Genomic DNA, 13767 nt, shown 5'->3' with positions numbered 1-13767 from the left:
CTCCGTTTCCGTCCTAAATCGTGCTGCTCGACACGGGGCTGCCCCCCGGCCGTACCGGCAGGCCGTACCGCTCCTGCCCAGCCGTTGAGTGAACAGAGCATCGGTGCCACACGTACCACCGGGTCGTGGGAGGATCCCTCACCATGAGCGCATCCCCGCCAGTGAGGAGTCTGCGTGCCGCGGTGTTCGCCGCGGTGTGTGTGCTGCTGGCTGCCGCGGGGCACGGGCTTGCCACCGGTGACATGCCGCCGGTGTGGGCGGACGGTGCCGGATTCCTCGGGGTCTTCGTCACCGGGTGGCTGCTCGGCAGTCGGGAGCGGGACCTGCCAGGGATCGGGGCGGTCATGCTCGCCATGCAGGCGGGTCTGCACATTGCCTTCGACGTCGCGCATCCGCACGCGGTCGTGTCCGCGCACGGCATCCGGATGAGCTCCATGGACGACGACGCCGTGGCGCACGCACACACGGTGTCCGCGCTCGCCTCGGCCGCCCTGGCCCACGCGCACGAGATGGCCACGCCCGTCACGGCCGCCCACCTGCTCGCCGCCCTCGTCGCCTCCTGGTGGCTGTGGCGCGGGGAGGCCGCGCTGTGGTCGTTGCTGCGCCGGGCGGCCGCGTTCGTGCCCTCGCTCGCGGCGGCCTGGTGGCGGGGCGCTCCCGTCCCGCTTCCCGCGCCGCCCGGTGGCCCCGGGCGCACGCACGCCGAGGCCGTCCCGCTGCGGCAACTCCTGCTGCGGCACGCGATGCGCCGCCGCGGACCGCCAGCCTGGATCCCGTACACGAACTGACCCCCCATCACACACTTCAGTACGTACGGAGATCCACTCACCCATGTCCAAGCACATGACCTCGACACGCACCACCCTGCGCCGCGCCGCGGCCGTCACCGCCCTCACCGCTGCCGGAGTGCTCGCCGCGGCCGGCGCCGCCTCCGCGCACGTCACCGTCCACCCGGAGAGCTACGCCAAGGGAGCCACGGACGGCCTGCTCACCTTCCGTGTGCCCAACGAGGAGGACAGCGCGAGCACGACCAAGGTGCAGGTCTTCCTGCCCACCGACCACCCCGTGCTCGGGGTGCTGGTCCACCCGCAGGACGGCTGGACCGCAAAGGTGACCACCACCAAGCTCAAGACGCCGGTCAAGACCGACGACGGCACCATCACCGAGGCGGTCTCCGCGATCACCTGGAGCGGCGGGAAGATCGGCGCCGGACAGTACGAGGACTTCGACGTCGCCTTCGGGCAGCTGCCGGACGACAGCGACCAGTTGACCTTCAAGACGCTGCAGACCTACTCCGACGGCAAGGTCGCCCGCTGGATCGAGGAGCCGGCCGGCGGGGACGAGCCGGAGACCCCGGCGCCGGTGCTGAAGCTCACGGCCGGTGGGGAGAAGACGACGTCAGCGGATTCGAAGAGCGGCTCGGGCAACTCGGGCAGTACGTCGAAGGCTGCTGACCCGAGCGACTCGACCGCGCGTGGTCTCGGCATCGCCGGGCTGGTGGTCGGCGTGCTCGGCCTTGCCGCCGCCGCGTTCGCGATCGTACGGGGCCGGTCCGCGCGGTCGTAAACGCACATGCGGAAGGGCCCGGACCGACTGTCGGTCCGGGCCCTTCCGCGTACCTTCAGCGCGCGGCCAACTCCAGTACCCTCGGCTCCGCCGGCACCTCCACCGCAGCAGTACGCGAGTTCCGCCACAGCCACAGCACATCCCGGCCGAACGACCACACCAGCGAGCCCAGGGCCAGCAGCACGACCGCCAGGTTGGCCGCCTGCGGCAGCAGCTCGGCGCCCGCCAGCAGCAGGCAGATGCCCTGGAGCGCGGCGACCGTCTTGCGGGCGAAGGACGGCGGCAGCGGGGCGTTCAGCCAGGGGGCGACACGGGCCGCGGCGACGAACCCGTAGCGCATGCCGCCGATCAGCAGCACCCATGGGCCGAACTGCATGGACACGTACACGCTCAGCACCAGGATCAGGAACGCGTCCACCTCCATGTCGAAGCGGGCACCGAGCGCGCTGGAGGTGCCGGTGCGGCGGGCCACCTTGCCGTCCACGCCGTCCAGGAGCAGGGCGACGGCGGTCAGGGCGACCAGCAGGGTCACCGGCGGTGCGCTCTCGAAGGAGTCCGCGACCAGCGCGGTCACCCCGCCGACCAGGGTGGCCCGGCCGAGGGTGACCCGGTTGGCGGGACCGAAGGAGCTGAGCCGGGAGCGGTGCAGGGCGCGGGAGAGGACCGCCCAGGTGGCGAACGCGAAGGCGAGCCCGGTCAGCCAGCCGGCCGGCCCCATGCCGATCGCCGTGCCGAGCAGGGCCAGCAGCAGGATCTGCACGCCCGCTCCCACGGCGGTCTCCTGCTGAAGCCTCGCGTCAAACGTGTTGTTCAGGGCCACCGCGCATTCCTCCGGCCGAGTGACAGAGTCGATCAACGCCGCGTACTGTGCGCGGCCTGTGCACTTCTCGGTACGTGAACAACTTCCCTATCGTTCAGGAGGATGCCGATGAACCACTCGGCCCGCGCGTTCTGGCTCCGCTCGCCGGGGCACGGCGAGATCCGCGACGTCACCCTCGCGGGGCCGGCCGAGGGCGAGGTTCTGGTCCGCACGCTGTACTCCGGAGTCAGCCGCGGCACGGAGACCCTGGTCTTCCGCGGCGGGGTGCCCGAGTCCCAACACGCCGTGATGCGGGCGCCGTTCCAGGAGGGCGACTTCCCCGGGCCGGTGAAGTACGGCTACCTGAGCGTGGGCGTCGTCGAGGAGGGCCCGGACGCGCTCGTCGGCCGTACGGTCTTCTGCCTGTATCCGCATCAGAGCCGTTACGTCGTTCCGGTGAGCGCCGTCACCCTCGTACCCGAGCGGGTGCCCGCCGAGCGGGCCGTGCTCGCGGGGACCGTGGAGACCGCGGTGAACGCCGTCTGGGACGCGGCGCCCCTGATCGGCGACCGGATCGCGGTGGTCGGCGGCGGCATGGTCGGCTGCTCGGTGGCCGCGCTGCTCGCCCGCTTCCCCGGCGTACGGCTGCAGCTGGTCGACGCCGACCCGGACCGCGCGAAGACCGCCGAGGCCCTCGGCGTGGACTTCGCCGCGCCCGGCGACGCCCTCGGCGACTGCGACCTCGTCGTCCACGCCAGCGCCACCGAACAGGGCCTGACCCGCTCCCTCGAACTCCTCGCCGCCGAGGGCACGGTCGTCGAGCTGAGCTGGTACGGCGACCGCCGCGTCGCCCTGCCGCTCGGCGAGGCCTTCCACTCGCGCCGGCTCACCGTGCGCAGCAGCCAGGTCGGCACCGTCTCCCCGGCCGCACGCGCCGGCCGTGGCTACGCCGAACGGATGGCGCTCGCCCTCGACCTGCTCGCCGACCCGGCCCTGGACGCCCTCATCACCGGCGAAAGCGCCTTCGAGGAGCTGCCGGAGCTGATGCCGAAACTCGCCGCCGGAGAGATCCCCGCCCTGTGCCACCGCATCAACTACACCGGCAACGGCCTGACCTGAGAAAAGAGTGAGAGGAGGCTGAACACGGGGAAGCGAAGAGCCGTAATACACGGCATCCCCTCGCAGGCAACCGCGAGGGGCACCAGACGCGCCGCACCTGGAGGGTCGTCCGTTGTTCAGCATCACCGTCCGCGATCACATCATGATCGCCCACAGCTTCCGCGGCGAGGTGTTCGGGCCCGCGCAGAAACTGCACGGCGCCACGTTCCTCGTGGACGCCACCTTCCGCCGTGAACAGCTGGACGAGGACAACATCGTCGTGGACATCGGCCTGGCCACGCAGGAACTGGGCGCCGTCGTCGCCGAGCTGAACTACCGCAACCTCGACGACGAGCCCGAGTTCGCCGGGATCAACACCTCCACGGAGTTCCTGGCCAAGGTCATCGCCGACCGGCTCGCCGAACGCATCCACAAGGGCGCGTTGGGCGAAGGCGCCAAGGGCCTCAAGAACATCACCGTCACGCTGCACGAGTCGCACATCGCCTGGGCGAGTTACGAGCGTGGCCTGTGACCGAGACGACCGTGGCGAAGGCGCGGCTCGCCTACGTGCCCCAGCAGCCCGCCCCTTCCGAGAACGTCGGGATCATCCCCATGTCCCTGCGCACCGTGCACTTCGTCATGCCGGGCGGTGTCGACGACCCGGCCGCGCCGAGCGGCGGCAACGCCTACGACCGCCGGGTCTGCCTGGACCTGCCCGGCTTCGGCTGGCAGGCCGTGCGGCACTCCGTGCCCGGCAGCTGGCCGCGCCCCGGCCGGTCCGACCGTGACGTCCTCGCCCGCGTCCTGCGGGACCTGCCGGACGACACCGTCGTCCTCCTCGACGGCCTGGTCGCCTGCGGCGTCCCCGAGGTCGTCGTCCCCGAGGCCGAACGCCTGCGGCTCGCCGTGCTGGTGCACCTGCCCCTCGGCGACGAGACCGGCCTGGACGCGGCCCTGGCCGCCGACCTCGACGCCCGCGAGCGGCAGGTGCTGCGCGCGGTGCCCGCGGTCATCGCCACCAGCGACTGGGCCGTCCGCCGCCTCGTCTCCCACCACGGCCTCGCCCCCGAGCGGGTGCACGTCGCCGCCCCCGGCGCCGACATCGCGCCCCTCGCGCCCGGCACCGACGGCGTCTCCCAGCTGGTGTGCGTCGCCGCCGTCACCCCGCGCAAGGGCCAGCACCGGCTGGTGGAGGCCCTTGCCACGGTGACCGACCTGCCGTGGAACTGCGTCTGCGTCGGCGGGCTGACCCACGACCCGGAGTACGTCGCCCATCTGCGCGAGCTGATCCGGCGGCACGGCCTCCAGGACCGGCTTCGGCTCGCCGGACCGCAGGCCGGCTCCGAACTCGACGCCGCCTACGCCACGGCCGACCTGATGGTCCTCACCTCGTACGCCGAGACGTACGGCATGGCGATCACCGAGGCCCTCGCCCGCGGCATCCCGGTGCTGGCGACCGACGTCGGCGGTGTCCCCGAGGCCGTGGGCCGCGCCCCCGACGGCGGCGTCCCCGGCATCCTCGTCCCGCCGGAGGACCCGGCCGCACTCGCCGCCGAACTGCGCGGCTGGTTCGGCGAACCCGACGTACGCCGCCGTCTGAAGGCCGCCGCCCGCAGCCGCCGCGCGGCCCTGGACGGCTGGGCGACCACCGCGCGCAGCCTGGCCGGCGTTCTCGGCCGGCTGCCCGAGGCACCGAGGAGGGCGGCATGAGCGACACCAGGACCGTGACCGGAGGGATCCCGGCCCAGCCCGGGCCGAGCGACGAGCAGGTGCCGGACACGGCTCCCCGGCACGACGACCCGTCCGGCGTGATCGCCGGCGCCGGGCCCGTCGCCCGCCCCGGCGAGCGCGCCACCGTACGGCTGCGGGAAGGCGGGGAAGAGGAGCAGGCCCGCTACGCGCCCGAGTGGCTGCAGCTGCGGGAACCGGTCGACGCCGCCGCCCGGGCGGAGGACCTGCTGGACCCGCTGCGGATCCGGCTGGCCGACCTGCCGGGCCGCACGGGTGGTCTCGTCGTGCACGACCTGGGCTGCGGCACCGGCTCGATGGGCCGCTGGCTGGCGCCCCGCCTGGACGGCGCCCAGCACTGGGTCCTGCACGACCGCGACCCGTACCTGCTGCACTTCGCCGCCGTGGCCTCCCCGCGCTCCGCCGCCGACGGCAGCCGGGTCTCGGTCGAGACCCGACGCGGCGACGTCGCCCGGCTCACCCCGGACGTGCTGACCGGGGCCTCCCTGGTGACGGCTTCGGCCCTGCTGGACGTTCTCACCCGCGAGGAGATCGAGGCCCTCGCCGCCGCCTGCGCCGGAGCGGGCTGCCCGGCCCTGCTCACACTGTCCGTCGCCGGACGCGTCGAACTCACCCCGTCCGACCCGCTGGACGCCGAGATCGCCGAGGCGTTCAACGCCCACCAGCGCCGTACCGGCCTGCTCGGTCCGGACGCGGTCACGGTGGCCTGCGAGGCGTTCTCCGAGCGCGGGGCGACGGTACGGGTGCATCCGAGCCCGTGGCGACTCGGCCCCGACGAGTCCGCGCTGACCGCCCAGTGGCTGCGGGGCTGGGTGGGCGCGGCCGTCGAACAGCGTCCCGAACTGCGCGAGCCCGCCGAGCGCTACCTGCGCGAACGCCTGGCCGCCTGCGAGGCCGGTGAGTTGCAGGTGGTCCTCCACCACAGCGACCTACTGGCGCTGCCGCGGTCGGCGGGAGGAGCGTCATGAGCGGGCAGGCGGGCGCGGTGTCGGCCCCGGAGGCCATGACGGCCCTGCTGGAACCGCCTGTCGGCGAGGCTACGCATGCAGGCGCCTCCGGGCTTGCGGGGCGCGTCGCCTGTGAGGCCGAGGGGCGCACTGGCTCCGGGCTTGCGGGGCACGCTGCCTCCGTACCCGAGGGGCGTACTACTTCCGAGCCCACGGCGAGCCTCGCCCCCGCGACCGCGGAGCGCACTGCCCCCGAGCGCGAAGGACGCGCCACCCCCGAGCCCGAAGAACCCCCCACCCGCCGCTTCAACTCCCGCGCCCTGCGCACCCACTTCGGCACCCTCGCCGGTGTGGTCATCCTCGGTGCCCTCCTGTGGCGGCTGGGTACCGGTGTGCTGCTGGACGGGCTGCGGCGGATCGACACGGTGACGCTGCTGGTCGCGCTGGGCATCGGTGTGGTCACCACCGTGTTCAGCGCGTGGCGCTGGCAGTTGGTGGCCCGGGGGCTGCGGATCCGGCTGCCCTTCGGACCCGCGGTGGCCGACTACTACCGGGCGCTGTTCCTGAACGCGGCCCTGCCCGGCGGGGTCCTCGGCGATGTGCACCGGGCGGTCCGGCACGGGCAGAGCGCCGGTGACCTGCGGCGCGGGGTGAAGGCGGTCGTTCTGGAACGGGTCGCCGGGCAGGTCGCGCTGACCGTGTTCGGCGCGGCGGTGCTGCTGGCCCTGCCGTCGCCCGTCCGGGACGACGTCCGTACCTTCGCCGCACCGACGGCCCTCGCCGCGGCGGGCGCGCTCGCCGTGTTCCTCGCCGTACGGATGAACCGCGCGGCCTCCCGCCGCGGCGGCGCCCTGCGCCGGGGCTTCGGCGAGGTGCGGGAGGGGCTGCTGTCCCGTCAGGCCGGGCCCGGTGTGGCCCTGTCCTCGGCGGTCATTCTGGCCGGGCACGTCGCGATGTTCGTCGTGGCGGCCCGGGTCGCCGGCTCCGCCGCCTCCGTGGCGGTGCTGCTCCCGCTCGCGGTCCTCGCCCTGGTCGCCATGGGCGTGCCGCTGAACGTCGGCGGTTTCGGCCCCCGCGAGGGCGTCACCGCCTGGGCGTTCGGCGCCGCCGGGCTCGGCGCCAGCAGCGGAGTGGCCGTCGCCGTCGTGTACGGCGTGCTCAGCTTCGTGGCGAGCCTGCCCGGCGCCGTCGTCCTGGTCGCCCGCTGGTACACCGGGCTGCGCGGCTACCCCCGTACGTCCTCGGAGCCCTCGGCGGACGTCAGCAGCGCGAAAATCGCGCCGAACGATTCCGTGAGGCTCGCCAGCAGTTCCTTCCCCTTTTCCGCCGAACCCAGGGAAGGACGGCCGATGACGCCCGACTCGGTATAGGCGGACATTCCCACGGTGAGCAGATGACGACGGTCGTCCGCGGTGAAATCGGCGGACTCGTATCCAGGACGGACGAATTCGGGATGAGCGTGCAGCAGAATGGAGGTCTCGATTTCTCCCGCGTGCATGTCGGTGAGCAGCGAGGTGCGCACCCCCGCCGCCTCCCGCGCCGCCTCCCAGTCCTCGGCGGCAGGGAACAGTCCCATCTTCTCGCCGCGCGCGGAGGCTTCCTGTACGACGTTGCCCAGCACATAGTTGCCGCCATGCCCGTTGACCACGACGAGCGCGTCGACACCGGAGCGGCGCAGCGACGCCGCGATGTCCCGGACCACCGCATGGAGGGTCACGGCGGAGATGCTGACGGTCCCCGGCCAGGCCGCGTGCTCGTGCGAGCAGGAGACCGTCACCGGAGGGAGGAGGTGCACCGGGTACGCGGCGGCGATCTCCCGCGCCACGGCACAGGCGACCAGCGTGTCGGTCGCCAGCGGAAGGAAGGCGCCATGCTGTTCGAAGCTGCCGACGGGAAGGACGGCGACCTGAGTTGAAACGCCCGCCCCCCGCATCCGTACGTCTTCCGTGGTGTCTGCCGGCACCACCCCGTATGCCGCCGAACGCGCGCCCGAACCACTCATCTTTTCCCGGCCTTTCGTCTCTGCTTAGGAATCAGATCATGACAGAAAACATCGGCATCCTCGGCAAGAAGTCCCCGCGGCGTTCGGGCGCGGAACGCATTGTGAATGCGCCGCTGCCCACCGTGTACGGGAAATTCCAGGCGATCGGCTACCTGGACCACGACCGCGGTGACGAGCAAGTCGCCCTGGTGTACGGGGAGATCGGCGCCGACAACGTTCTCGTCCGGCTGCACTCGGAGTGCCTGACCGGCGACGCGTTCGGCTCCCAGCACTGCGAGTGCGGCGACCAGCTGGCCGCGGCGCTGCGTGCGGTGGTCGCCGAAGGCAGCGGTGTCGTCGTGTACTTGAGGGGTCACGAGGGCCGTGGCATCGGTCTGCTGGCGAAGCTGCGCGCGATGGCCCTGCAGGCGGAGGGCCTGGACACGGTCGAGGCGAACCTGGCGCTCGGGCTGCCGGTCGACTCCCGCGACTACGGCGTTGCCGCGCAGATCCTGCACGACCTCGGGGTGCGCTCGGTGCGGCTGATGTCGAACAACCCGCGCAAGCGCGAGGCGCTGGTGCGGCACGGCGTCCAGGTCGCCGAGCAGGTGCCGCTGCTGATCGAGCCGTGCGAGAGCAACATCAGGTATCTGCGGACGAAGCGGGAGCGGCTGGACCACCACCTGCCCCATCTGGACGCGGTCGCCCACGGCTCCTGATTCGGCGGGCGGCCGTCCGGACAGGATCAGGGGATGACCGACGACGACGTCCTCTTTCTCTCCGCGACCGAGGTGACCCGGCTGCTCGGCCCGGACGCGGCGATCGCCTCGCAGCGGGCGGCCTTCACCGCGCTCGGCACGGGCGAGGCCGACATGCCCGGCAAGATCATGCAGCCGAGCCGCTTCGACGACAGCGTGGTCTTCGCCTACGTCTCCCGGCTGTCCAAGGACACCGGGGCAGTGGCGAAGTTCGGCAGTGTCAACCCGGGCAACGCGGCCGCCGGGCTGCCCACCGTGCACGCGGTCGTCACCGCGCTCGACCCCGACACCGGGCGGCTCGCGGCCGTCCTGGACGGTACGGCGGTGACCACGCTGCGTACGGCGGCGGGCAGCGCCGTCGCCGTGGACGCCCTCGCCGTGCCCGGCCGCACGGAGCTGGCGCTGCTCGGCTCCGGCACCCAGGCCCTCGCCCACGCCCGCATGATCGCCCGGGTGCGGGAGGTGACGGCGGTACGGCTGTGGAGCCCGACCCCGAGCCGCCGCACCGCCGCCGCGGACACCCTCGCCACCGGACTCGGCGTCCCCGTCCGCGCGGTCGACAGCGCCGAGGAAGCGGTGACCGGCGCCGGGGTGGTCGCCGCCTGCACGCTCAGCACGACACCCGTGGTGCGCGGCGCATGGCTGGCCCCGGGCTGCACGGTGGTCAGCGTCGGCTCCTTCGAGCCCACCCGCCACGAGGTCGACGCCGACGTCGTACGACGTGCCGCGGCCGTCGTCGTGGACGACGCCGGCACCGCGGCCGGGCACGCCGGGCCGGTCGTGGACGCCCTGCGCGACGGACTGCTCACCCCCGACGCCCTGATCCCGTTGGGCGAGGTGCTCACCGGACGCCGCGGCGCCCGTACCGCACCGGACGACATCGTCTACTACAACAGCACCGGACTCGGCATCCAGGACGCCGCGGCGGCCTGGGCCGTGATCCGCGCCGCGAAGGAGGCAGCCGAGTGAACCTTCAGGCCCGGGTGGTCGTCGTCGGCGGCGGGGTGATGGGCACGAGCATCGCCTACCACCTGGCGCGTGCCGGAGTGCGTGACGTCGTCCTGGTCGAACGCGACGAACTGGCTGCCGGCTCCACCTCCAAGGCCGCGGGCGGAGTACGGGCGCAGTTCTCCGACGAGCTGAACATCCAGCTCGGCGCGCGCAGCCTGGAGGCCTTCGGCCGGTTCGCGCAGGAGATCGGGCAGGACATCGGGCTGCACCGGGTCGGCTATCTGTTCCTGCTGTCCACGCCCGAGGAGGTCGCCTCCTTCGAGGCGGGGGTGCGGCTGCAGAACTCCCTCGGCGTGCCCAGCCGGATGCTCACCCCGCAGGAGGCCCGCCGGCTCTCCCCGCTGATCACCACCGACGGACTGCTGGCCGCCGCCTACTCCCCGGACGACGGCCACTGCACACCCGAGGCCGTCGTCCACGGCTACGCGGCCGCCGCCCGCGCCCACGGCGTCCGCATCCTGCGCCACACCGGACTGACCGGCATCGAACTGCACGGCGACACCATCACCGCCGTCAGCACCACCCTCGGCCGCATCGCCACCGACACGGTGATCTGCGCGGCCGGCGCCTGGTCCAGGGCGGTCGGCGCGATGGTCGGCGTGGACCTGCCGGTGCAGCCGCTGCGCCGGCAGATCGCGGTCACCGAACCCGTCCCCGGGCTGCCGCCGACGCTCCCCATGACCATCGACTTCACCACCAGCCTCTACTTCCACGCCGAGGGCCCCGGCCTGCTGCTCGGCATGTCAGACCCGGACGAGAAACCGGGCTTCGCCACCGACACCCACGACCGCTGGATCCCCCGGTTGTACGAGGCGATGCAGCTCCGCGCCCCCGCCCTGCTCGACCTGCGCCGCACCGGCACCTGGGCGGGCCTGTACGAGAACACCCCCGACCACAACGCCCTGATCGGCGAGGCGCCTTCGGTGTCCCGCTTCCTGTACGCGACCGGCTTCTCCGGCCACGGCTTCCTCCAGGGACCCGCCGTGGGCGAGATCGTCCGCGACCTGTACCTGGGCCGCGTACCCTTCCTCGACGTCCGCCCCCTGAGCGCCGGCCGGTTCGCGGCCGACGCCCCGCGCCCGGAGGCCAACCTGGTATGACCGAGCTGCACCTGTGGCTGCGCCACGAGGCCCGTACCACCGAGCGGCGCACGCCGATCGTCCCCGCCGACGCCCGCCGCCTGACCGAGAGCGGGGTGCGGCTGACCGTGGAGGAATCCCCGCAGCGGATCTTCCCCATCGAGGAGTACGAGGCGGCCGGCTGCCGCCGCGCACCGGCGGGCTCCTGGTCGACGGCACCGCGCGATGCCGTGATCCTCGGCCTGAAGGAACTCCCCGACGAGCCGCCGTCGTTGCCGCACCGTCACATCTTCTTCGGCCACGCCTACAAGCAGCAGCCGGGGGCGGTGGAGCTGCTGCGCCGGTTCGCGGCCGGGGGAGGAGCGCTGCTGGACCTGGAGTACCTGGTGGACGACCAGGGCCGCAGGCTGGCCGCCTTCGGCTACTGGGCGGGCTACCTGGGCGCCGCGCTCGCCGTGCTCCAGCACCGGGGCCGCCTGGTGGCACCCCTGCACCCCACCACCAAGGAGGACCTGGACGCCACCCTCGAACCGAGGCCCGGGGACGGGGACGGGGACTTCACGGCACTCGTCATCGGCGCGCTGGGCCGCAGCGGCCGGGGTGCCGCGGCCGCCTTGGACACCGCAGGCGTCACCGCGACCCACTGGGACCTCGCCGAGACCCGCACCCTCGACCGCCCGGCCCTGCTCCGCCACGACGTGATGGTGAACTGCGTCCTCGCCACCACCCCCGTCCCGCCCTTCCTGCGCGAGGCGGACCTGGACGACCCGGCCCGCCGCCTGCGCACTCTCTGCGACGTCACCTGCGACGTCGGCTCCCCGCTGAACGTCCTGCCCGTCTACGACCGCACCACCGACTGGACGGACCCCGTACGCCACCTGCGCAAGGAACCGCCCCTGTCCCTGATCGCCATCGACAACCTGCCCTCGCTGCTGCCCCGCGAGTCCAGCACCGACTTCTCCGCGGCCCTCCTGCCCCACCTGCTCGACTTCGGCACCTCGGGACCGTGGGGACGCTGCCTCGACCGCTTCCACCAGGCCTGCCGTGAGCTGGGCATCGCCGACGAAAGGGAGTCGCCCCATGAGCCCCATGACTGACCGAGTCCCGACGTCCGGCACCGTCCACTGGGTCGGTGCGGGCCTGTCCACCGGCAGCGGACTGGCCGCACTGTGCGACACGGCCGAGCGGGTACGGCTGTGGCACCGCACCGAGGAACGCGCGGCCGACGCCCTGGCCACCCTGGGCCTGACCGACCGAGCCGAGCCCCGCGCCTTCACGCTCCCCGCGCTCACCGCCGAACTGGCGCCCGGAGACATCGTCGTATCGATGCTGCCCGCGCCGGAGCACGCCGCACTCCTGTCCGCGTGTGTAGCCGCGCGAGCCCATTTCTCCTGCTCCAGCTATGTCTCGCCCGAGGTCCTGGACCAGCTGCCGGCAGCGGAGGCAGCCGGCCTGGTCGTCCTCACCGAGGCGGGCCTCGACCCGGGCATCGACCACCTCTTCGCGCACAGCCTCATCGGCAGGGCGCGCACCCAGATCGGCGCGGACACCCCGGCGACCTACCGCCTCACCTCCTACTGCGGCGGCGTCCCGGCCGTCCCGAACGACTTCCGGTACCGCTTCAGCTGGGCACCCCTGGGCGTCCTCAACGCCCTCCGCTCACCCGCCCGTTACCTGGAGAACGGCACCGAGACCACGGCCTCCCGCCCCTGGGAGGCGACCAGGCCGCACATCCTCTCCGGGGAGACCTTCGAGGCCTACCCCAACAGGGACAGCATCCCCTTCATCGCCCAGTACGGCCTCCCGCCCGCCTGGACCCCGAGCACCTTCGTACGAGGCACCCTGCGCCTGGACGGCTGGCTGAAGGCATGGGAGCCCGTCTTCGAGGAGCTGAAGGCGGGGGACGACGCGAGCATCGCCGCCCTGGCCAGCGAGCTGGCGGCGACCTACCCGACGACGGACGTGGACCGCGACCGCGTCGTACTGTCGGTGTCCCTGGAGGTCGAGACCCCGGACCGCACCTGGACGGGCAGCTACTTCCTCGACCTCGTGGGTACCGCCGAGGAGTCGGCCATGGCCCGCTGCGTCTCCCGCCCCCTTGCCCTGGGCGTCCGTCACATCCTGGACGGCAGCCTGCCGGCGGGACTGAACCGGGCGGCGGAGACGGCTGAGCGGTCGGACGTGTGGCTCGCCGAACTCGCAGAGGAGGGTCTGGACTTCACTCTGCGACCGGGCCAGTAGAAGAGGAACCACTCTCGCGCTGGTCGTCGACGCGGACCTGCAGGTCGGACCAGCGCGAGGCCCAACGCCCCAGGTCATCCGTGGTCGGCAACCTCTGCGAGCGCAGCGCCGTGTCCGGCAGGAACCGGATGAGCGTGCCGGTCGTCCCGTCGGCCTGCAGGGGTTCCAGGTCGGTCACCGGAACCCCGTGCTCGTAGCGCTGGGTCCAGGCTCCGTCGAGGCGGCGATTGGTGTGAACCAGCCACTCGCTGAGCGCCGCCACGACGGACATGCCGCGACGCGGGTGCCCGTCCGGAAGGCGCTCCGCGTCCGGGAAGTCGAAGAACCGCAGGTCCTTCGTGGCCATGACCGGCTTCTTCACGAACCGGCCGTGCTCATCGACGCGAGTGTCGGTGCCTCGACCGTCATCGGCCACGGACACAGAGCCGTCGCGATGCAGAGTGATCGTGCATCGCCCTCCTGTCCTACTCACCGCCTCGTCGGCGGCGTAGGCAACGACCTCGAGGACGAGGTGCCCCGGGCCACCGGGAGCGAACTC

The 13767-nt window shown here is 72.9% G+C and carries 14 protein-coding genes and 1 pseudogene; 12 read left to right on the top strand and 3 right to left on the bottom strand.

From position 1 onward, the window contains the following. Positions 1-143 precede the first annotated feature (143 nt). Both ACFY3C_RS18675 and ACFY3C_RS18670 read left to right on the top strand, forming a co-directional pair. On the top strand, positions 144-788 hold the full coding sequence (locus tag ACFY3C_RS18675; RefSeq protein WP_390771501.1) for a hypothetical protein: 645 nt from the start codon (positions 144-146) through the stop codon (positions 786-788). A gap of 55 nt (positions 789-843) precedes the next feature. Next, a complete protein-coding gene (locus ACFY3C_RS18670) occupies positions 844-1566 on the top strand; it encodes a YcnI family protein (protein ID WP_390771745.1) in 723 nt (240 codons plus the stop codon). A 55-nt stretch (positions 1567-1621) separates the two neighbouring features. Here ACFY3C_RS18670 and ACFY3C_RS18665 read toward each other — a convergent pair whose 3' ends face one another. Further along, the gene (locus ACFY3C_RS18665; protein ID WP_390771500.1) at positions 1622-2386 is read right to left on the bottom strand and encodes a CDP-alcohol phosphatidyltransferase family protein; all 765 of its coding nucleotides are present in this window, start codon (positions 2384-2386) and stop codon (positions 1622-1624) included. A 108-nt stretch (positions 2387-2494) separates the two neighbouring features. Here ACFY3C_RS18665 and ACFY3C_RS18660 point away from each other — a divergent pair, with 108 nt between their 5' ends. From ACFY3C_RS18660 to ACFY3C_RS18640, 5 genes and pseudogenes are all read left to right on the top strand, one after another. Beyond that, complete coding sequence (locus tag ACFY3C_RS18660; RefSeq protein ID WP_390771499.1) at positions 2495-3484, top strand: zinc-binding alcohol dehydrogenase; 990 nt, start codon at positions 2495-2497, stop codon at positions 3482-3484. Between the two features lie 112 nt (positions 3485-3596). Beyond that, positions 3597-3995: a 6-carboxytetrahydropterin synthase gene (locus ACFY3C_RS18655; RefSeq protein WP_145884778.1), complete on the top strand. Its 399-nt coding sequence runs from the start codon at positions 3597-3599 to the stop codon at positions 3993-3995. Beyond that, entirely contained in the window at positions 3992-5173 is a 1182-nt protein-coding gene (locus tag ACFY3C_RS18650) for a glycosyltransferase family 4 protein (RefSeq protein WP_390771498.1), read from the top strand. Before ACFY3C_RS18655 ends, ACFY3C_RS18650 begins: the two co-directional genes overlap by 4 nt. Beyond that, entirely contained in the window at positions 5170-6180 is a 1011-nt protein-coding gene (locus ACFY3C_RS18645) for a trans-aconitate methyltransferase (RefSeq protein ID WP_386575973.1), read from the top strand. The genes ACFY3C_RS18650 and ACFY3C_RS18645 overlap by 4 nt, the downstream gene beginning before the upstream one ends. Next, positions 6177-7331: pseudogene (locus tag ACFY3C_RS18640) on the top strand (lysylphosphatidylglycerol synthase transmembrane domain-containing protein); the annotation flags it as partial. The gene ACFY3C_RS18645 and the pseudogene ACFY3C_RS18640, both read left to right, overlap by 4 nt. 53 nt (positions 7332-7384) lie before the next feature. Here the strand turns inward: ACFY3C_RS18640 and ACFY3C_RS18635 are convergent. Then, positions 7385-8161, bottom strand: a complete 777-nt coding sequence (locus ACFY3C_RS18635) for a creatininase family protein (RefSeq protein ID WP_386575972.1) — start codon at positions 8159-8161, stop codon at positions 7385-7387. Between the two features lie 38 nt (positions 8162-8199). On the opposite strand from ACFY3C_RS18635, the gene ribA reads away from it, so the two are divergent. The 5 genes from ribA to ACFY3C_RS18610 are packed head-to-tail and all read left to right on the top strand — an operon-like array spanning position 8200 to position 13229. Next, positions 8200-8859: a GTP cyclohydrolase II gene (gene ribA / locus ACFY3C_RS18630; protein ID WP_386575971.1), complete on the top strand. Its 660-nt coding sequence runs from the start codon at positions 8200-8202 to the stop codon at positions 8857-8859. Between the two features lie 33 nt (positions 8860-8892). Then, positions 8893-9867 carry an ornithine cyclodeaminase family protein gene (locus ACFY3C_RS18625; RefSeq protein ID WP_386575970.1) on the top strand — a complete coding sequence of 325 codons (975 nt, stop codon included), beginning with the start codon at positions 8893-8895 and terminating at the stop codon, positions 9865-9867. Then, positions 9864-11009, top strand: coding sequence for an NAD(P)/FAD-dependent oxidoreductase (locus ACFY3C_RS18620; protein WP_390771497.1), 1146 nt, complete (start codon positions 9864-9866; stop codon positions 11007-11009). The genes ACFY3C_RS18625 and ACFY3C_RS18620 overlap by 4 nt, the downstream gene beginning before the upstream one ends. Next, entirely contained in the window at positions 11006-12085 is a 1080-nt protein-coding gene (locus ACFY3C_RS18615; protein WP_390771496.1) for a saccharopine dehydrogenase, read from the top strand. The genes ACFY3C_RS18620 and ACFY3C_RS18615 overlap by 4 nt, the downstream gene beginning before the upstream one ends. Next, on the top strand, positions 12078-13229 hold the full coding sequence (locus tag ACFY3C_RS18610; RefSeq protein WP_390771744.1) for a saccharopine dehydrogenase family protein: 1152 nt from the start codon (positions 12078-12080) through the stop codon (positions 13227-13229). Before ACFY3C_RS18615 ends, ACFY3C_RS18610 begins: the two co-directional genes overlap by 8 nt. On the opposite strand, the gene ACFY3C_RS18605 is transcribed toward ACFY3C_RS18610, so the two are convergent. After that, the gene (locus ACFY3C_RS18605) at positions 13207-13575 is read right to left on the bottom strand and encodes a hypothetical protein (RefSeq protein WP_390771495.1); all 369 of its coding nucleotides are present in this window, start codon (positions 13573-13575) and stop codon (positions 13207-13209) included. The genes ACFY3C_RS18610 and ACFY3C_RS18605 overlap by 23 nt on opposite strands. Positions 13576-13767 lie beyond the last annotated feature (192 nt).

Source organism: Streptomyces sp. NPDC001410, from assembly GCF_042895235.1.
GTDB lineage: Bacteria > Actinomycetota > Actinomycetes > Streptomycetales > Streptomycetaceae > Streptomyces.
Note: the sequence above shows the minus strand (reverse complement) of the source record. Positions and strands in the feature narration are given on the sequence as shown.